The organism is Nocardioides daedukensis (assembly GCF_013408415.1).
Lineage (GTDB): Bacteria > Actinomycetota > Actinomycetes > Propionibacteriales > Nocardioidaceae > Nocardioides > Nocardioides daedukensis.
The window spans coordinates 1,799,268-1,817,820 of sequence record NZ_JACCAA010000001.1 but is presented as its reverse complement, the minus strand read 5'-3'; the positions used below and the strand labels follow the sequence as shown (position 1 = coordinate 1,817,820).

Here is an 18,553-nt window from a genome sequence, read left to right as displayed (position 1 = left end):
AGCAACTTGATCAAGTTGCTTGATGAAAGTGATGGGGCTCTCGGGAACAGGCGCCGGTCAAGTCAGGCGCCGGTCACTGGTCCGGCGCGGAACCGCCCTGGTCCTTGCGCCGTGAGCGCCGGTTGAGGTCACGCAGGAACTCCGGGTCGTCGTCGGGACCGAGCGGGCCCGTCGGACGCCGCGGGGGCTGCGGACGGCGTACGGCATTCGAGCCGCCCCCACCGCCTCGGCGGAACAGCGCGCCCTTGGTCTCGATGAGTCGCACCACCACATAGATGACGACTGCGATGACCACGAGGAGGAGGATGAGCTTGCCCACGGTGCAAGGGTAGTCCTCCCCTGGGTGGGCCGGCACCGGCGCGTGGGTAGAGTTGATCCGGTGAAGGAATTCGCTGTCTACACCCTGTTGCGCCTGCTGCTGCTCGCCGGCGCCTTCGGCATCACCATCGGCATCTGGAGCTCGCTGTCCGAGGACGGCTCGGTCCAGATCGTCTGGGCGGTGATCATCGCCTTCGCCGTCTCCGGGATCGCCTCCTACTTCCTGCTCGACCCCTACCGCCGACGCTTCGCCCAGAAGGTCGAGGACCGCGCATCGGCCGCTGCCCGACGCTTCGAGGAGAAGCGGGCCGCCGAAGACGTAGAAGACGCAGACAAAGACGCATGAGTCAGCGGCCGTCGCACCGTGAGGGCTGTTGCACCGTCGGCGCACGGCCGGACGCGCACGACCGCAGCTGGCTCAACGAGGCGATCCGCAAGGTCGAGGCCGACGCGAATCGCTCGGCCGACACCCACCTCCACGTCTTTCCGCTGCCCTCCGACTGGGGCATCGACCTCTATCTCAAGGACGAGTCGGTCCACCCCACCGGCTCGCTGAAGCACCGGCTGGCCCGCTCGCTGTTCCTCTATGCCCTGTGCAACGGCTGGATCCACTCCGACAGCACGATCATCGAGGCGTCCTCAGGCTCGACGGCGGTCTCGGAGGCCTACTTCGCGCGACTGCTCGGCCTGCCGTTCGTCGCGGTGATGCCGCGCTCGACCTCCCCGGAGAAGATCTCGCTGATCGAGTTCCAGGGTGGCCGTTGCCACTTGGTCGAGGACCCGTCGGCGATCTATGCCGAGTCCCGTCGACTGGCCGCCGAGACCGGCGGGCACTACATGGATCAGTTCACCTATGCCGAACGAGCCACCGACTGGCGCGGCAACAACAACATCGCCGAGTCGATCTTCGAGCAGATGGCTCTCGAACGGCACCCGGTGCCGGCATGGGTGGTCGTCGGCGCCGGCACCGGCGGTACGTCGGCCACGATCGGTCGCTATGTCCGTTATCGGCGCCTGGAGACCCAGGTGTGCGTCGTGGACCCGGAGAACTCCGCGTTCTTCCCCGCCTTCGTCGCGGGTGACGACTCGGTGGTCGGCGGTGGCTCACGGATCGAGGGGATCGGCCGGCCGCGGGTGGAACCGTCGTTCCTGCCCGGTGTCGTCGACTCGATGATGGCGGTTCCCGATGCCGCCTCGATCGCGGCCGCGCGCTGGTGCACCCAGCTGACCGGTCGCACGGTCGGCGGATCGACGGGCACCGCGCTGTGGGGCGCCCTGCACCAGGTCGCCGACATGCGCGCGCACGGCGAGACCGGATCTGTGGTGACACTGCTGTGTGACGGCGGCGAGCGCTATGCGCACACCTACTACGACGACGCCTGGCTGGAGAGCCAGGGCATCGACATCACGTCGTACACCCGCACCCTGGAGGAGTTCGCGGCCACAGGCGAGTGGCGCGAGCCCGCGCTCTGAGGACTACTTGGGGCCGTTGAGCCGACGCTCGATCCGGGACTGCGGCTGACCGAGGATCTTGGCCAGGAGCGGGACGCGCATCTTGTAGGCGACGAAGCCGGCGGCGATCACGGCGAGCAGGATGAAGAACCACATGCGGCAACTCTCCCACGGCCCTGCAACTCGGGCGCCGCGTCTGCTGACCCGCCGTGCTCAGACGCCGGGGGAGGACTCGCGCTCGCCGCTGTCGAGATAGCCGATCGACTCGAAGTCCACCGTCCGCTTGGCGTTCGCCAGACCGGTGAGCACAGTGGTGCCGATCGGTCCGGTGCGGTCGAAGACGATCGTCGAGCCCACGACCAGGCCGTCGTGCTCGATCCGGTCCTGGGCGGCCAGGCCGACCTGCACGTTCTCGGGCAGGCGGGACAGGTAGAGCGTGATGTCGGAGTTGATGAACTCCACGCCCTTGGTGCCCCAGTTGCAGACCATGCTGGTCGCGTCGGCGACGCTGGCAACGGAGGTGAAGCGACTGTTCGGCTCACCATCGATGATGGGTACGCCGGTCTGCCAGGTGCTCTTGCGGCTCGCGTTCTGGTGCGCTGTGAAGTCCTGGGACCAGCCCGCATCACTGTGGAAGAACGGCACGTGCGGCTCCTCGGCCACCGGCGCCATCTCGATCGACGGCGGGGTCGGGTGCTCGGTTGGGCTCCAGGCTTGACCGTGGCTGACGCCCCCGGGCTGGAGGAAGGTGGCCGCGCCCCGGGCGACCGTCTCGCCCGCCTGGACCAGCACGACGTCGATCAGCAGGATTCGTCCACCGTTGCGCACGACAGTGGCCTCGACCGAGGTGAGCGCCATCGCGGCGGGGCGGAACATGTCGACGGAGAACTTCGCCGGCACCAGGCCCTCGCGTCCGAGCTCGTGCTGGAGCCGCTCGGCACCCCAGGCGAGCAGGCCGGACACGGCAACGCCGTGCATCTGCTTGTCGCTCCACAGGCTCTTGGCCAGGTCGCGGGGGACGAAGTCCTCGCCCTCGCGGTTGAAGAATGCCAACGGCATGTGACTCTCCTTGACTGGATCATGCGAACAACGTGTGGACCGACTATCCCAGCAGGAGGCCCACGAAGAGCCCGAGTCCCAACAGGAGTTCACTCACACCGGTCTTCGAGAGCACCGGGATCAGACCGGGACCGGCGGCACGCGCGCCTACGACGATGCGCACCGCCTGCGCCGCGGGTACGACGTACACCAGCGCGAGCAGGGCCCACCAGGTCGTCTCCAGCGCGACTCCGAGGACCGCGATCGCCGCGGCCGCGATCAGCAGGGCGAAGAACGCGCGGGTCCGCTCGTCGCCGAGCTTGACGGCCAGGGTGCGCTTGCCGACCTCTCGGTCGGTCGGGATGTCGCGCAGGTTGTTGGTGACCAGGATCGCGCAGGCCAGTGCGCCGATCGCGATGCCGGCGTAGAGCGCGGGGATCTCGAAGGTCTCGGTCTGGACGTAGGCCGTGCCGATCACCGCAACCAGGCCGAAGAAGACGAAGACCATCACCTCGCCCAGGCCGAGGTAGCCGTAGGGGTTCTTGCCGCCGGTGTAGAACCAGGCCGCGAGGATGCAGACCGCCCCGATCGCGACCAACCACCAGCTCGTGGTGAGCGCGAGGACCAGCCCGGCCACTCCGGCCACGCCGAACGCGGCGAAGGCAGCCAGCTTCACCGCCTTGGCCGTTGCCGCCCCGGAACCGACCAGTCGCATCGGCCCGACCCGGTCCTCGTCGGTGCCGCGGATCCCGTCGGAGTAGTCGTTGGCGTAGTTCACCGCGACCTGCAGTGCGAGCGAGACGACCAGGGCGAGGGCGGCCTTCCACCAGACCGGCTCGTCGACGTACGCGGCGACTCCGGTGCCGGCGAGCACGGGCGCGACGGCGGCGGGCAGGGTCCTGGGCCGGGAGCCGGCGATCCATTCGGCGGTGGTGGTCACGAGGACTGATTCAAGCAGGGACGGGCTCGCCGTGACGTTCCAGGTGCCGCTGCGCCGCTCTGGTGGCCGGGATCAGGCCCACGGTCGCCAGCACCACGATGCCGGCGATGATCAGCCAGCCCGAGGCGCCCCACTCCATTGCCAGGAACGTGTAGAGCGCCGGCGCCCAGACCCGCCCCAGCGTGCCGGTCAGCTCGGAGGCGCCCTGATATTCGCCACGACGGCGCGGGTCCATCAGGTCGGCCTCGAAGGACCAGCTCGCGGCCGAGAGGTAGAGCTCGGCGCCGGTCACGGTGACATGGCCGAGCCAGACCAGCGCGATCGTCTGCCATCCGACGGTGTCGTGGGTGACCAGGGTGATGATGCAGGAGACCACGAAGAACGAGGTCGAGATCCGGGTCGCGCGCAGCGCCGTACCGACGTCCTTGACTCCTCGGGCGGCCAGCATCGGCAGGAAGATGCACATCACCGTGTTGGTGCCGAACAGGAACGCCAGCAGCACCCGCGGGGCGTCGGTCTCCTCGATCAGCCACAGCGGGATGACCAGGTGCAGGAGGACCTGGTTGGTCCACAACACGCCGGTGAAGAAGGTGGTGAACAGCCAGCCGATGTTGCGCAGGGCGCCCGGTCCGGGGATCTTCACCTTCCGTTCCTCGGCGGTGCGCAGGTCGTGCGGGGCCCGCGGCAGCTTGAGGATGAAGAACGCGTTCACGGCGAAGACGACGGTGGTGAACCAGGGCACCATCTGGATCACCTGGTTGGAGTGGAACGCGAGCGCGATGCCGCCGAGCAGCGAGCCGAGGGTGAACCCGACGTTGAGCGCCGAATACATGTAGGCGCGTGAGGTGACCCGCTCCTCGGGAGGCAGTACGTCGATCGTGTAGGCGCCGTGGGAGGCTCCGCCGAGGGCGCCGATCACTTCCATCACGATCGCCATCGCGAGGTAGCCCTGGAAGTCGTCGATGAACGGCCACACCGAGAACACCGCGGCCTGTCCTGCGGCGCTGAGTGCCCACATCCGTCGCGGCCCGAACCGGTCGACCAGCTTGCCCATCGGCAGCGCGGCCAGGAAGCCGGCGATGCCGGCGAGGGTGAGTCCGAGGCCGACCTGGGCTGCCGAGAGCCCGACGACCTGGGTGAAGAAGACCGCCGAGCCGGTCATGAAGGTGCCGTCGCCGACGGCGAAGAGCAGCGACTGCAGGGCGAGCCTGCCGGCCAGCGGGGAAGGTGGCTTGAGGTTGCTGATGACCGACATCAGCCCGGCCGCACCATGTCCAGGTGGGGAATGTCGTCCTCGAGGTAGACCTCGCCGACGGCCACGAAGCCGTAGCGGCCGTAGTAGTCGGTCAGGTGCGCCTGCGCCGAGAGCAGGATCGGGTGCCCGGGCCATTGCTGCTCGCACAGGGCCAACGTCTCGGCCATCAGCTGGTGCCCCACGCCGGTGCCCCGCCCCTCGGGGGCGACCACGACCCGACCGATCCTGACCCGTTCCCCGTGCAGGCCCGGCGAGAGCACCCGGGAGACCGCGACCAGTCGATCGCCGTCGAGGCCGAGCACGTGGTGGGTGTCGCCGGCCACGTCGAGGCCGTCGATGTCGGCGTAGTCGGGGCACTCCTGCTCGATGACGAAGACCTGATGGCGCAGCCTGAGCAGGTCGTGCATCTGTCGGCCGGTGATGTCGCGGTGGTGGAGGTGGAGCCAGGTCAGGTGCACGAGCCGGGATTCTTCCAGCATGGCCTAGCGTTCGTCATGTGAGTTTCGAGCCAGCGAGCCAGTTGCGTCCGGTCCACGGCAGCCCCGCCGAGGTCATCGAGGCGGTGCGCGCGTGGCTGGAGGCCGAGCCGGAACCCGAACCACTGATCGTCGAGACCTCCGGGTCGACCGGTCAGCCCAAGCGGGTGCTGCTCTCGCGGGCCGCGATGCTGGCTTCGGCGCGCGCGACCCACGAACGGCTCGGTGGTGAAGGCCAGTGGCTCCTCGCGCTGCCGGCGTCGTACGTCGCGGGGTTGCAGGTGGTCATCCGCTCCCTGGTGGGTGGAAGTCGTCCGGTCGTGGTCGCAGAGCACGCCGGTCTCGCCGATGCGGTTGCGGCGATGACGGGACCGCGACGCTATGCCTCACTCGTGCCGACCCAGCTGCACCGGATGCTCGAGTCCGAGAGCGACACCGCGGCGCTGGCCGAGCTCGACGCGGTGCTCCTCGGGGGCGGACCGATCGATCCCGCACTGCGGGGGTCGGCGGAGGGGCAGGGCATCAGACTGGTCGCCACCTACGGCGCCAGCGAGACCTCCGGCGGCTGTGTCTATGACGGCCGGCCACTGGACGGCGTACGGCTGGAGATCGATGACGAGGGCCGGATCCTGATCGGCGGCCCGACGCTGTTCGACGGATATGAGGGCGACCCCGAGCTCACCGCGCAGGTGCTGCGCGACGGCTGGTTCGTCACCGCCGACCTCGGCAGCCTCGAGGGCGGTGTTCTCAGGGTCGCCGGCCGCATCGACGACGTGGTGATCAGCGGCGGCACCAACATCCCCGGGCCGAGTGTGGCCGGGCGTCTTCGCCAGCACCTGGCGATCGAGCATGCGGAGGTGATCGGGGTGCCCGATGAGGAGTGGGGCCAGCGCCTGGTCGCCTTCGTGGTCACCGACTCCGACCTCACCCTGGACCAGGTGCGGGACTGGGTCTCGACCGAGCACCCGAGGGCGTGGGCGCCGCGGCAGCTGCTGCGGATCGGTGAGATTCCCCTGCTGGACAACGGAAAGCCCGATCGGTCCCGGCTCAGGACCATGGCCACCGAGGCGCTGTCATGAAGGTCTGGTCGATCCCGCTGCGCACCCGCTTTCGCGGCATCACCCACCGTGAGGGCGTGCTGATCCGTGGCGACGCCGGGTGGGCCGAGTGGAGTCCCTTCCTCGAATATGGTCCCGAGGTCGCCGAGCCGTGGCTGCGCTGCGCCGAGGAGTCCGCCAACGAGGCCATGCCGGAGCCGCTCCGCGACCAGGTCCCGGTCAACGTGACGGTTCCGGCGACGACGCCCGAGCGGGCGCACGAGATCGTCACCCATGGGGGCTGTCGGACCGCGAAGGTCAAGGTGGCCGAGACCGGCCAGACGATCGACGACGACATCGCCAGGCTCGAGGCGGTCCGTGACGCGATCGGGCCCGGAGGACTGATCCGCATTGACGCCAACGGCGGCTGGTCGGTCGAGGAGGCCGTGGCGGCGATCAGGGTGCTGGAGCGCGCCGCAGGAGGGCTGGAGTACGTCGAGCAGCCGACCGCCTCGGTCGAGGACCTGGCCCTGGTCCGCAGGGCGGTCGACGTGCCGATCGCGGCGGACGAGTCCATCCGCCGCGCCGCGGACCCCTATCGGGTCAGGGACCTCGAGGCCGCGGACATCGCGGTGCTCAAGGTGCAGCCGCTCGGCGGCGTGCGGGCCTGTCTTCGGATCGCCGAGGACATCGGTCTCCCGGTCGTGGTCTCCAGCGCGATCGAGACCTCGGTCGGCATCGCCACCGGTCTGGCCCTGGCGGCTGCCCTTCCCGAGCTGCCGCACGCCTGCGGCCTGGCCACCGTGCAGATGCTCACCGACGACGTGGTCGCACAGCCGCTGCTGCCCGTCGACGGGATGCTTCCCGTCGGGCGTCCGGTGGTGCTCGCCGAGGCGTTCGACCGGGTGCAGGCCACCCCGGACCGGATCGCCCACTGGCTGGCGCGCCGCGCCGACGTGGATGCCTGGCGGCACGGCGTACGGCAGGATCCACGTCCATGAACCCACCCCCGGCGAACCCCTCGACCCGGCTGGCCCGCCGAGTCCTCGACGCCCTGATCGGCGCCGGGGTCCGCGAGGTCGTCCTGGCCCCGGGCTCACGCAGCGCCCCGCTGGCCTTCGCCTGCTGGGATGCGACCCAGGCCGACCGGCTCCGGTTGCACACCCGCATCGACGAGCGGACCGCCGGATTCCTGGCCCTCGGGATGGCGAAGGTCGGCCCGCCGGCGGCGGTGATGTGTACGTCGGGGAGCGCGGTTGCCAACCTCCACCCCGCAGTCCTCGAGGCAGCACACGCAGGGGTGTCGTTGGTCATCGTCACCGCGGACCGGCCAGCCTCGGTGCGGGGGACCGGAGCAAGCCAGACCACCGACCAGGTGCGGATCTTCGGTGAGGCGGCCGACTTCTTCGACATCGCCACCGAGGACGACTTCGACGCGGCGCAGGAAGCCCTGGCCTCCCTCAGTCGCGGACGGCCGCTCCACCTCAACATCCAGTTCACCCCACCGCTGGTCCCGGACCTGCCGTGGGAACGCCGCTTCGAGCCGACCGTCGAACCAGCCGCAGCGACGCCCGCCCCGCAGGCGCACCCGATCGCGGCGGGTCCACGCACCGTCGTGGTCGCCGGCGACGACGCCGGTCCGCGCGCCCGCACCCTCGCCGAGGCCGCAGGATGGCCACTGCTGGCCGAGCCGAGCAGTGGCAGCCGCAACGGCGACCACGCGATCGGCACCTATCGACTGCTGCTCACCGGTGAGCTCGGCGCCCGGATCGAGCGCGTCGTGGTGGCCGGACATCCGACGCTGTCCCGGCCGGTGACCGCACTTCTGGAACGCTCCGACGTCGAGGTCGTCTCGATCGCCGCCCGGGGGGTCTGGGCCAGGCGTCCCTTCCCGGTCGACCTCGAGGTGGAGGCGTTGCGCTTCACCGGTGAGCGCGACGAGTCGTGGGTGCAGCAGTGGCGCGACGCCGACGCGGACGTCTCGCGCCGGCTCGACGCGACGGTGGCGGCCGAGCCCGAGCTCACCCCGCACGAGGTCGCGGCCGCGGTGAGTCGCGGCGTACCTGCCTGGGGTCTGCTCGTCGTCGGGGCCTCCAGCCCGATCCGCGACCTCGACCTGATGTCGCGCCCCGGCCCGGTGGGGCAGCACCGCAAGGTGATCGCGAACCGGGGGCTGGCCGGGATCGACGGCACGATCTCCACCGCGATCGGCGCGGCTCTGGCCCGACCGCAGGGGTCGAGGAATCTCGCGCTGATGGGGGACGTGACGTTCCTGCACGACGCCAACGCGCTGATCGCCGGGCCGCGCGAGGAACTACCGGACCTGACGATCGTGGTGGTCAATGACGACGGCGGGTCGATCTTCACGATGCTCGAGCAGGGCGCGGAGCGGTATGCGACCAGCTTCGACACCCTCTTCGGTACGCCGCACGACGTCGACATCGCCAGCCTCTGCGCGGCGACCCGGACCCCGCACTGGCGCGTCGAGTCGCTGCCCGAGCTCGAGCAGGCGCTGGCCTCCCCGAACGGAGGGGTGGAGGTGGTCGAGGTGCGGGTACGCCGCGACAACAGGCGGGCCCTCGATGAGCGGATCCGCGCCCTCACCGCCAACCCCCTGCGCGCTGACCCGTCGTGAATTCACACTCTGACCCGCGCCCTGCCCCCTGACCCGTCGTGAATTCACACTCTGAGGGCGTTGGAATGCGAATTCACGACGGCTCGGCGGGTGGTTGGTGGGGTCGGATCGCGGGCGGATTCAAGGTGAACGGCGAGTGTGCAGCAGATCACACTGAAAACCTGGCTATTTCTTCACGTTCCACTTCCGTTGAAGAGATTGACGGCTAAAGTAGTCAGTGACGCCTCAACCGGGACCCGAGACCCGGTTGGGGCGTTCTCTATTCCTGCCGGTGTCCGCGGGCAGCGGCGATAGGCTCACCCCCGTGAAGGAACCCCACGAGCGGGCCAGCGGAGATGATCGCGACGACGGTCTGAAGGCGGTACGCGACGCCGCACGCGCCGGACGGATCAGCGGCATCGATGCGGACCACCGGATCCAGCAGATCAAGGCCGCGCGCACCATCGGCGAGCTCGACATCCACACCCGAGACCTGCGTGATGTTCCCCCGCCCGCGCCGCCGCGGTTCCAGCCTCCCGCCGGACGTCCGGCTGGTCCCCCACCCGTGACCCCACCGGAGTCGTCGGCTGGGATGCCACGGGAGGGCCGGCCGCCGGGTCCCGGCCGAACGGTCCCGCCCCCGGACTACAGGCCTGGACTGCCGACCCGGCAACAGATGCATCCCGGTGCCCGATTCGGTCGACCCGGCCGTCCGCCCCTGCGGAAGAGCCCGGCGAGTCCGCTCAGGATCGCGGTCATCGTCTTCATCGGGGTGATGGCCGTGGCCATCCTGGTTCCGCTCGCCATTGCGCTCCTCTCGGTGTTCGCGCTGAGTGCCGTCGACGATGGCGACGGGCGGTCGCCCGGCTCGGAGCCATCGCCGTCCCACAGTTCGGTGCTGACTCCCTAGACTCGAACGCATGCGGATCACCAAGTTCGGTCATGCCTGCGTGCGGGTGGAGCACGAAGGACACGTCATCGTGCTCGATCCGGGGATGTTCACCGACCCCGAGGCGGTGGATGGCGCGGGCGCCGTGCTGATCACCCACGAGCACCCCGACCACTACGATCCCGACCGGCTGCGCGCCACGGATGCGCCGATCTACACCATCGACGCGTTGGCCAGGCAGATCGCGAGTTCTGCCCCGGATCTCTCCGAGCGGGTCACCGTCATTGCGCCGGGAGAGAGCTTTGATGCGGGGTTGCCGGTGCGCGTGGTCGGCGAGCTGCACGCCGTGATCCACCCCGAGCTCCAACGCCTCGACAACTCAGGCTTCGTGATCACCGCCGGCTCCGCGAAGGTCTACCACCCCGGCGACGCGCTCACTGTGCCCGGCGAGGACGTCGACGTCCTGCTCGCGCCGTCGAGCGCGCCGTGGCTCAAGGCCTCCGAGGTGATCGACTTCGTACGGGCGGTGGCGGCGCCGCGGAACCTGGCGATCCACGACCGGGTCTACACCGAGGCCGCGCACGGGATGTTGGCGAACCAGATGAAGCACTTCCTCGACGGCACGGGTGCGGACTACGTGCGCATCCCCGACGGGTCCGACCTCTGACACCTCGCCGACCCGGCAGTTGTTGACACCCCGCTCCGCCGACCCGGCAGTTGTTGACACCCCGCTCCGCCGAGCCGGCAGTTGTTGACGCCCCACCGCGCCGACCCGGCAGTTGTTGACGCCAACCCGGCGTCAACAACTGCCGACTCGGCGATCAGAAGCCGGCCAGCAGGTCGTCGAGATGACTGCGGAACCGCGGGCACTGGGCAATGTCGTGGGCCTGGCAACGCAGGGCGTGCTCGGTCATCGCCCGGGACAGCCGCATCTCCTCGATCGTGCGGTCGATCTCGGCGATGTGTTCCTCGAGCACCTTGTGCCGACCGGGCGACTCCGAGTCGAGCAGCGTCGCGATCTGCTCGAGGCTCATCCCGGCGGCCTTACTGCGCTGGATGACTGCGATCCGTACGACGTCGTCGGGGCCATATCGGCGTCGGTCCGCCGAATCCCGTTCGGGCGTGATCAGCCCGACGCTCTCCCAGTGCCGCAGCACATTCGTGGGCAGGTCGAACCGCTCCGCGACCTGTCCGACGGTCCACTGGGCAGGAGCACTTGACTTCATGTTGACATGAAGTCACAGGCTGGGTCGCACAGTCAACAGCTGGTGGTCGAGGCCACCGGGAAGGACCCAGGATGTATGACGTCATCATCGTCGGCGGAGGACCCGCCGGCCTGCAGGCCGCACTGACCCTCGGCCGGATGCACAAGCACGCACTGCTCCTCGACTCGGGCGCCTATCGCAATGGCCGGGTCGCGCACATGCACAACTTCCTCACCCACGACGGCACCCCTCCGGAGAAGTTCCGCTCCGAGGCCCGCGCCGAGCTCGCCGCCTATCCCACGGTCGAGATCCGCGACGCGGCTGTCGGCGCCGTCGAGAAGGTGGGGGACACCTTCCGGGTCGCGCTGGGTGAGGAGGTCCTTGAGAGTCGACTGGTCATCCTGGCCACCGGCGTACGCGATGAGATGCCGGCGGTGCCCGGGCTCGAGGACCTGTGGGGCACGCACGCCTATGCCTGCCCGTTCTGTCACGGCCACGAGCTGAGCGGTCGCCCGATCGGGATCCTGGCCGGACCTGCGGCGCTGCACCTCGTCGGACTGCTGGCGCCAATCGGCAGCTCGGTCACCGTCTTCAGCCAGGGCGCGGAGCTCGACGCCGAGCAGCTTGCGATGTTGGATCGACTGGGCGCGGTGCTGCGCCCCGAGCCGGTGGTCGGCGTCTCCCATGCCCCGGAGGCGGACGAGGTGGCCATCGCTTTGGCGGACCGCACGGTGAACGTGGCGGGGCTGTTCGTCGGCACGGGCAGGTTCGTCCAGTCCGCACCGTTTGCCGATCAGCTCGGCCTGGACCTGCTGGACAGCGGGTGCATCGCGATCGACGACTTCGGGCGTACGTCGCTCGACGGCGTCTTCGCAGCCGGAGACCTGGCCCACCGCCCCGCGTTCCCGATGCCGATGGCCTCGGTGCTCAACGCGGCCGCTGCCGGTCAGCTGGCCGCAGTCGCCAGCGTCCAGCAGCTCCTCGCCGCCCCACCCCAGAAGTAACGCGCCGTTCTGGTTGCTGTGCACCCCGCCGGCAGGGTGCCAGACGGCGCCAACGGCGCACCAGGGCCGAGCAGGTGACTGTGTGCAGGGCCCCGTCAGGAAGCGGTCAACGCGTCGCGCACCGGGATGAACTTGGCCTGCGACTCGGCGAGCTCGGCCTCGGGGTCGGAGCTGCCGACGATTCCGCAGCCGGCGAACAGCCGGACCGTGGGGCCACTGATGTGGGCCGAGCGGAGCGCGATGCCCCACTCGCCGTCACCGGCAGCGTCGAGCCAGCCGACGGGCCCGGCATAGCGACCCCGGTCCATGCCCTCGATCGCGGTGATCAGCTCGGTGGCCGTCTCGGTCGGCGTACCACCGACGGCCGCCGAGGGGTGCAGGGCAGCGGCGAGGTCGAGCGAGGAGACACTCGCGGCGTCGTGGACCACGCCGGCGACGTCGGTGGCCAGGTGCATCACGTTGGGCAGGTGCAGCACGAACGGCGCCTCGGGCACGTTCATCGAGGAGCAGTGCGGCTCGAGGGCCTCCGCGACCGAGCGTACGGCGTACTCGTGCTCCTCGAGGTCCTTCGACGACCTGGCCAGGGTGGCGGCCAGGGCGAGGTCCCGCTCGTCGTCACCGGTGCGCCGGATGGTGCCGGCCAGCACCCGCGAGGTGACCAGGCCACGCTCGCGACGCACCAGCATCTCCGGGGTGGCGCCGACCAGACCATCGACGTGGAAGGTCCAGCAGGTGGGGTAGGTGGTGGACAGTTGCCGCAGCGGCCAACGCGCGTCCACGTCCTCGTCGGAGGTGGCGATCAGGTCGCGGGCGAGGACGACCTTCTCCAGGTCACCCCGGTTGATCCGGGTGACGGCATCGGCCACGACGCTCATCCACTCGTCGCCGTTGCGGGCGCCGTCGCCGAAGGTGACCACCGGCGCACGCGGTGCGTCGGTGGGAGCCAGGTCAGGGATCTCACTGTCGACGGTGGTGATCCAGGCAAGGTTGCCGCGGCGCCCGACGATGATGCGGGGCAGCACCAGGACCGAGTCGCCGGGGTCGTCGGCGAAGGCGAAGCTGCCGAAGGCGACCGGGCCGGTGCCGGGTTCGTTGACCTCGTTGGTGACCTCGCTGCGGGCCACGATCTCGGTCCACCACTTGGCGGCGTCGGAGAAGCGGGTGCTGCCGGAGGTGCGAACCGCGGCGGCGACTCCCCAACCGACGATTCCCTCGCCGTTGCGGATCCAGCTGACCGGGTTGTCGGCGGGCACGACGGAGAGGAGCGAGTCGACGGCGTCGGGGGCGAGCGGTGTCGTACGCACGACGAGGTGCTCGCCGGTGGTCTTCTCAGTCGTCACGAGGGGTCAGCCTACGCCCGCGATGGTCAGCTCGTGTGTTCCGGCTGACCACCGCCGGGCCGTCCGATGCGGGCTCAGGAGCGGTAGACGATGACCTTGTCGCCCACGTTGACCTGGTTGAACAGGGCTTCGACTCCGGCGCGGTCGCGGACGTTCACGCATCCGTGGGAGGCGCCGTTGTAGCCGTTGGCCGCGAAGTCGGGGGAGTAGTGCACTGCCTGACCACCGGAGAAGAACATCGCGAACGGCATCGACGTGTGATAGATCGACGACACGTGGTCGCGGGACTTCCGCTGCACCGAGAAGGTGCCCTCGCGGGTGGGCAGCTCGGCGCTGCCGAAGCGCACCTCGAAGGTGGTCTGCACCTGGCCGTTGATCACCCAGCGCAAGGACTGGCTGGTCTTGTCGATGCAGAGTGCGCGCCCGGTCTTGCAGCGGGCATCGAGCGGCGCCTTGGTGTTCTTGCCGGTCTTGGGTACGACGTTGTGCAGCTCGTTGTGGGTGGGGGTGCGCGTCATCGCGTTGAGCCGGTCCATCGAGCGCTGGTCGAGCTCACCGGTGACCGGGATCTTCCGCTTCTCCTGGAAGCCCTTGACCGCCTCGACAGTCGCGGTGCCATAGGTGCCGGTCACATCGCCGAAGAACCACTGGATCTGCTTGAGTCGGGCCTGCACGTCACGGACCTTGTCACCCGAGTCGCCGGAGCCGAGGATCCTGGGGCCGGGCTTGAGGACGTTGTGCTTCTGGTCGTGCGTGGGTGTCTTGGTCATCTTGACCAGCTTGCGCCACGTCTTGTCGTCGACGATCCCGGTGGCGGGGTAGCCACGCTTCTCCTGGAAGCCCTTGACGGCTGCCTTGGTGGCGGTGTCATAGACACCGGTGGTGGTCTCGGCGAACCACGCGGTCTGGAAGAGCCGGTGCTGCAGCTCGCGGACCTTCTCGCCCTTGTCGCCGGGCTCGAGCACGGCCTGCGGCTCGGGGGCCTCGGTCTCTTCGGGCTCTTCGGCAGGCTCCGTGCTGGGGTCCTCGACCGGCTCGACAACGGCGTCATCACCCTCGATGGCCTGCGGCTGCGGCGAGGCGTCGGCCGCGACGTTGGTGTCGTCCTTGTCGAAGTGCTTCACCGCAACGCCGGCGCCGAAGGCTGTCGCCGACATCAGCGCGACGGTCAGCACCGTCATCAGGATGATTCGCACCGCACGCATGTTGGGCCTCCAGGCTCCGAGATGTTCCCGTCACAATGATGGACGCTCGAGGGTGCATTTCGGTTGCACCAGAACTCTTGATTTTGTCATGTCCCGGCCGCCGCGGCTGGTTCGGGCTTACGGTGGGTCGACTTGTTGGCAGCGCGGCTCGGTGACGTGCTTGGGGGAAGGAAGCCCGGTGCGTCGTCCGTCTGCCGCGCCGCCGAACATGACGAGCCGGCCGACAGTGGCTTCGATCGGCATCGTCATCGCCGGGATCATGCTGTTGGCGACCGGAATCGCTGCCATCTTCGAGAACCCCGACCTGTCGATTGGGTGCTTCGGAGTGGCCTTGGCGACGCTGTTTGCCCTGGAGCTCCTGCCGAAGGTGCATTTCCCTCAACGGGCAATTGCCTTCGGCGCCGATGCGCCTGGCGCCGCTCGGGGATTCCTTCCGTCCGTCGGCGCGATGCTCCTGATCGCCGGAGGGATTCTGCTCGCGAGCGCGATCATCCTGCCCGACACGGAGGGGGTCTTTTGGGACTGGAGGATCGGACTCTCAAGTACGGTCGTCGGCCTCGCCGTTCTGCTGCAGCAGTTGGACAGGAAGCGCATACCGGCAGCCAGGTGATCCGGCTCGCTTGCCGCAACCATTCGAGCCGCTGGTGTGACCATCGATCGGCTCACGCCGGGTCGCGGCTAGGGTTTGCTCCGTGACTCGAGCCGAGCTGGACAAGGACCCCAACGACGTACGCCGCATGTTCGACGCGGTCGCGCGGCGCTATGACATCACCAACGATGTCTTGTCCATGGGGCAGGACCGTCGGTGGCGCAAGGACGTGATCCGCGCGGTCGACCCGCAGCCGGGCGAGATGATCCTCGACCTCGCGGCCGGGACCGGCACCTCCTCGCAGCCCTTCGCCGACGCCGGCGCCACCGTCGTACCCACGGACTTCTCGATCGGCATGCTGAAGGTCGGCAAGCAGGCCAAGCCGCGCCTGCCGTTCACCGCCGGGGACGGCACCCGGCTGCCGTTCGCCGACGACACCTTCGACGCGACGACCATCTCGTTCGGCCTGCGGAACATCGTCGACACGGTCGCCGGGCTCGCGGAGATGCAGCGAGTGACCAAGCCCGGTGGGCGCCTGGTGGTCTGCGAGTTCAGCCACCCGACCAACGGCCCGTTCCGCGCGGTCTACATGAACTATCTGATGAAGGCGCTGCCCTCGATCGCCCGCGCCGTCTCCTCCTCGCCCGACGCCTACGTCTATCTGGCCGAGTCGATCCGGGCCTGGCCCGACCAGCAGGGGCTGGCCCGGCTGATCCATCAGGCCGGGTGGAAGAACTGCGAGGTCCGCAACCTCACCGGCGGGATCGTCGCGCTCCACCGCGCCACGGCCTGAGCTTTTCGACCCCGGTTCACATTGGCTCCCCGGGAGTCCTAGACTGTGGCGCACGCCACCATGTGAAGTAGTTCACAAGGACACATGCGTGGGTGTCAGCCCCTAGTTCCGTAGCCGAAGTGAGGATGCCGATGACCGCCGCAGCACTGGTTCCGGGGGCGGAGCGGGTCGCACAGGTGATCGTCGTGGGCGCAGGTCCGGCCGGCGCCGCGACCGCCTATCACCTGGCCAGCGCCGGGGTCGACGTACTCCTCCTGGAGAAGACGGCGTTCCCGCGCGACAAGGTCTGCGGCGACGGCCTCACCCCGCGCGCGGTCAAGCAGCTGCTCGCGATGGGCTTCGATCTTGACGAGCCCGGCTGGCAGAAGAACAAGGGCCTGCGCATCATCGGCGCCGGGCACCGCATCGAGCTGCCCTGGCCCGACCTCACGACCTACCCGCCCTACGGCATGGCGCGCGCCCGGATGGACCTGGACGAGCTGCTCGCCCGGCACGCGCAGAAGGCCGGCGCACGGCTGATGGAGCGTACGTCGGTCACCGGGCCGATCCTGGACCGTGCCGGCCGCGTGGTCGGTGTGACCGCCAAGCCGGTCGACGACCGCGGCCGCAAGGCCGGCGACGAGATCGAGTTCCGCGCCCCCGTCGTGATCGCGTGCGACGGGGTTTCTGCGCGGATGGCGATGGCCCTGGGCCTGGAACGCCGCGAGGACCGACCGATGGCGGTCGCCTGCCGCGCCTACTACGAGACGCCGATGCACGACGACGACTTCATGGAGTCGTGGCTCGAGCTCTGGGACGGCAAGCCCGGCGAGTCCAACAAGCTCCCCGGCTATGGCTGGATCTTCCCGCTCGGCGACGGCACCGCCAACGTCGGTCTCGGCATCCTCAACTCCAGCCCCGCCTTCCAGAACATGGACTACAAGGAGTCGATGCGGCGCTGGCTGGCCCAGACGCCCGAAGAGCTCGGCTTCCGCGACGAGAACCTGACGGCCCCGATCCGCTCGGCCGCACTGCCGATGGGCTTCAACCGCAAGCCGCACTACACGCGCGGCATGCTGCTGGTCGGGGACTCCGGCGGCATGGTCAACCCCTTCAACGGCGAGGGCATCGACTATGCCCTCGAGGCCGGCAAGACGGCCGCGGAGATCGTCGTACAAGCCCTGGGTCGTCTGCCCGGCCCGGCCCGCGAACGGGTGCTGGAGAGCTATCCGGCGGCGATGGATGCGGCGTACGGCGGCTACTTCACCCTCGGTCGCATCTTCGCCCAGATGGTCGGCAACCCGACGTTCATGAAGCAGGCCACCAAATATGGCCTGCCGCGCGCCGGCCTGATGCGCTTCGTGCTCAAGCTGATGGCGAACCTGACGGACCCCCGAGACGGTGACTTCAACGACCGGGTCATCAACGCGCTGAGCAAGGTGGCGCCCAATGCGTGATCTCGATCGAACGATGGTGGAGGCGATGGACTGATGGAGCTCTACACGCCGGTGCTCTTCCTCGGAGCGCTCGCAGCCGGCTTCGCGATCTTCTCGATCGCGGTGAGCATGCTGACCGGCCCGGCCCGCTACAACCGAGCCAAGCTCGACTCCTATGAATGCGGCATCGAGCCGACCCCGCAACCGGAGGGCGGTGGGCGATTCCCGGTGAAGTACTACATCACCGCGATGCTCTTCATCGTCTTCGACATCGAGATCATCTTCCTCTACCCCTGGGCCGTGCACTTCGATGCGATGGCGCTGTTCGGGTTGGTCGAGATGGTCATCTTCATCGCAACGGTCTTCGTCGCCTACATGTATGTGTGGCGACGCGGCGGCCTGGAATGGGACTGACACATGGGCATTGAAGAGAAGCTTCCGAGCGGCGTCCTGCTGACCACGGTCGAAGGCGTCGCGGGCTACATGCGCAAGGCGTCGTTCTGGCCGGCCACCTTCGGTCTGGCCTGCTGCGCGATCGAGATGATGACCTCGGGCGGACCGAAGTATGACCTCGCCCGTTTCGGCATGGAGGTCTTCCGAGCCAGCCCGCGCCAGGCCGACCTGATGATCGTGGCCGGACGGGTGAGCCAGAAGATGGCCCCGGTGCTGCGCCAGATCTATGACCAGATGGCCGAGCCCAAGTGGGTCCTCGCGATGGGCGTCTGCGCCAGCTCGGGCGGCATGTTCAACAACTACGCGATCGTCCAGGGCGTCGACCACGTCGTGCCCGTCGATATGTATCTCCCCGGCTGCCCGCCGCGCCCCGAGATGCTCATCGACGCGATCCTCAAGCTCCACGACCAGGTCCAGAACACCAAGCTCGGTGCCAACCGCGCCGCGCAGATCATCGACCTGGAGACCGAAGCGCTCAATGCTCTGCCCACGAGCCAGATGAGGGGGCAGCTGCGATGAACCGAGGAGTC

Annotated in this window: 22 protein-coding genes; 13 read left to right on the top strand and 9 right to left on the bottom strand. The window is 69.0% G+C overall.

Going from position 1 to position 18,553, the window contains the following annotated elements:
* Positions 1-73: 73 nt before the first annotated feature.
* Positions 74-319 carry a hypothetical protein gene (locus BJ980_RS09060; RefSeq protein ID WP_218855453.1) on the bottom strand — a complete coding sequence of 82 codons (246 nt, stop codon included), beginning with the start codon at positions 317-319 and terminating at the stop codon, positions 74-76.
* 60 nt (positions 320-379) lie between these two features.
* On the opposite strand from BJ980_RS09060, the gene BJ980_RS09055 reads away from it, so the two are divergent.
* Positions 380-664 carry a DUF4229 domain-containing protein gene (locus BJ980_RS09055; protein ID WP_179501993.1) on the top strand — a complete coding sequence of 95 codons (285 nt, stop codon included), beginning with the start codon at positions 380-382 and terminating at the stop codon, positions 662-664.
* A complete protein-coding gene (cds1, locus tag BJ980_RS09050; RefSeq protein WP_179501992.1) occupies positions 661-1,791 on the top strand; it encodes an L-cysteine desulfhydrase Cds1 in 1,131 nt (376 codons plus the stop codon). Before BJ980_RS09055 ends, cds1 begins: the two co-directional genes overlap by 4 nt.
* A 3-nt stretch (positions 1,792-1,794) precedes the next feature.
* Here cds1 and BJ980_RS19275 read toward each other — a convergent pair whose 3' ends face one another.
* Genes BJ980_RS19275 through BJ980_RS09030 form a run of 5 tightly spaced genes read right to left on the bottom strand, consistent with a single transcriptional unit; the run spans position 1,795 to position 5,482 of the window.
* Positions 1,795-1,926, bottom strand: coding sequence for a hypothetical protein (locus BJ980_RS19275; RefSeq protein ID WP_281363719.1), 132 nt, complete (start codon positions 1,924-1,926; stop codon positions 1,795-1,797).
* Between the two features lie 57 nt (positions 1,927-1,983).
* Complete coding sequence (locus BJ980_RS09045) at positions 1,984-2,829, bottom strand: acyl-CoA thioesterase domain-containing protein (protein ID WP_179501991.1); 846 nt, start codon at positions 2,827-2,829, stop codon at positions 1,984-1,986.
* Positions 2,830-2,872: 43 nt separating this feature from the next.
* Positions 2,873-3,748: a 1,4-dihydroxy-2-naphthoate polyprenyltransferase gene (locus BJ980_RS09040; RefSeq protein WP_179501990.1), complete on the bottom strand. Its 876-nt coding sequence runs from the start codon at positions 3,746-3,748 to the stop codon at positions 2,873-2,875.
* 10 nt (positions 3,749-3,758) lie between these two features.
* Complete coding sequence (locus BJ980_RS09035) at positions 3,759-5,003, bottom strand: MFS transporter (RefSeq protein ID WP_179501989.1); 1,245 nt, start codon at positions 5,001-5,003, stop codon at positions 3,759-3,761.
* Positions 5,003-5,482 (bottom strand): GNAT family N-acetyltransferase, encoded by a 480-nt coding sequence (locus BJ980_RS09030; protein ID WP_218855452.1) that lies wholly within the window; start codon positions 5,480-5,482, stop codon positions 5,003-5,005. The genes BJ980_RS09035 and BJ980_RS09030 overlap by 1 nt, the downstream gene beginning before the upstream one ends.
* 17 nt (positions 5,483-5,499) lie before the next feature.
* Here BJ980_RS09030 and BJ980_RS09025 point away from each other — a divergent pair, with 17 nt between their 5' ends.
* From BJ980_RS09025 to BJ980_RS09005, 5 genes are all read left to right on the top strand, one after another.
* Entirely contained in the window at positions 5,500-6,558 is a 1,059-nt protein-coding gene (locus BJ980_RS09025; protein ID WP_343047755.1) for an AMP-binding protein, read from the top strand.
* The gene (locus BJ980_RS09020; protein WP_179501988.1) at positions 6,555-7,517 is read left to right on the top strand and encodes an o-succinylbenzoate synthase; all 963 of its coding nucleotides are present in this window, start codon (positions 6,555-6,557) and stop codon (positions 7,515-7,517) included. Before BJ980_RS09025 ends, BJ980_RS09020 begins: the two co-directional genes overlap by 4 nt.
* On the top strand, positions 7,514-9,151 hold the full coding sequence (gene menD, locus BJ980_RS09015) for a 2-succinyl-5-enolpyruvyl-6-hydroxy-3-cyclohexene-1-carboxylic-acid synthase (RefSeq protein ID WP_179501987.1): 1,638 nt from the start codon (positions 7,514-7,516) through the stop codon (positions 9,149-9,151). The genes BJ980_RS09020 and menD overlap by 4 nt, the downstream gene beginning before the upstream one ends.
* Before the next feature lie 304 nt (positions 9,152-9,455).
* Entirely contained in the window at positions 9,456-10,040 is a 585-nt protein-coding gene (locus tag BJ980_RS09010) for a DUF1707 domain-containing protein (RefSeq protein WP_179501986.1), read from the top strand.
* A gap of 10 nt (positions 10,041-10,050) precedes the next feature.
* Positions 10,051-10,686, top strand: coding sequence for an MBL fold metallo-hydrolase (locus tag BJ980_RS09005; protein ID WP_179501985.1), 636 nt, complete (start codon positions 10,051-10,053; stop codon positions 10,684-10,686).
* Positions 10,687-10,840: 154 nt separating this feature from the next.
* Here the strand turns inward: BJ980_RS09005 and BJ980_RS09000 are convergent, their stop codons facing one another.
* Positions 10,841-11,245 carry a MerR family transcriptional regulator gene (locus BJ980_RS09000; RefSeq protein ID WP_179501984.1) on the bottom strand — a complete coding sequence of 135 codons (405 nt, stop codon included), beginning with the start codon at positions 11,243-11,245 and terminating at the stop codon, positions 10,841-10,843.
* Positions 11,246-11,316: 71 nt separating this feature from the next.
* Between BJ980_RS09000 and BJ980_RS08995 the strand changes: the two genes are divergently transcribed.
* The gene (locus tag BJ980_RS08995) at positions 11,317-12,228 is read left to right on the top strand and encodes an NAD(P)/FAD-dependent oxidoreductase (RefSeq protein WP_179501983.1); all 912 of its coding nucleotides are present in this window, start codon (positions 11,317-11,319) and stop codon (positions 12,226-12,228) included.
* Positions 12,229-12,323: 95 nt separating this feature from the next.
* Here BJ980_RS08995 and BJ980_RS08990 read toward each other — a convergent pair whose 3' ends face one another.
* Positions 12,324-13,568 (bottom strand): isochorismate synthase, encoded by a 1,245-nt coding sequence (locus tag BJ980_RS08990; protein ID WP_179501982.1) that lies wholly within the window; start codon positions 13,566-13,568, stop codon positions 12,324-12,326.
* 74 nt (positions 13,569-13,642) lie between these two features.
* Positions 13,643-14,773 carry a L,D-transpeptidase family protein gene (locus BJ980_RS08985; RefSeq protein ID WP_179501981.1) on the bottom strand — a complete coding sequence of 377 codons (1,131 nt, stop codon included), beginning with the start codon at positions 14,771-14,773 and terminating at the stop codon, positions 13,643-13,645.
* A gap of 178 nt (positions 14,774-14,951) precedes the next feature.
* Here BJ980_RS08985 and BJ980_RS08980 point away from each other — a divergent pair, with 178 nt between their 5' ends.
* The 5 genes from BJ980_RS08980 to BJ980_RS08960 all read left to right on the top strand — a co-directional run bounded on the left by BJ980_RS08980 (position 14,952) and on the right by BJ980_RS08960 (position 18,542).
* Positions 14,952-15,383, top strand: coding sequence for a hypothetical protein (locus tag BJ980_RS08980; protein WP_179501980.1), 432 nt, complete (start codon positions 14,952-14,954; stop codon positions 15,381-15,383).
* An 82-nt stretch (positions 15,384-15,465) separates the two neighbouring features.
* Complete coding sequence (locus tag BJ980_RS08975; protein WP_179501979.1) at positions 15,466-16,155, top strand: demethylmenaquinone methyltransferase; 690 nt, start codon at positions 15,466-15,468, stop codon at positions 16,153-16,155.
* A 131-nt stretch (positions 16,156-16,286) separates the two neighbouring features.
* The gene (locus tag BJ980_RS08970) at positions 16,287-17,591 is read left to right on the top strand and encodes a geranylgeranyl reductase family protein (protein ID WP_179501978.1); all 1,305 of its coding nucleotides are present in this window, start codon (positions 16,287-16,289) and stop codon (positions 17,589-17,591) included.
* 33 nt (positions 17,592-17,624) lie between these two features.
* Positions 17,625-17,984, top strand: a complete 360-nt coding sequence (locus BJ980_RS08965; RefSeq protein ID WP_179501977.1) for an NADH-quinone oxidoreductase subunit A — start codon at positions 17,625-17,627, stop codon at positions 17,982-17,984.
* 3 nt (positions 17,985-17,987) lie between these two features.
* Entirely contained in the window at positions 17,988-18,542 is a 555-nt protein-coding gene (locus BJ980_RS08960) for a NuoB/complex I 20 kDa subunit family protein (RefSeq protein ID WP_179501976.1), read from the top strand.
* The last annotated feature ends 11 nt before the right edge of the window (positions 18,543-18,553 follow it).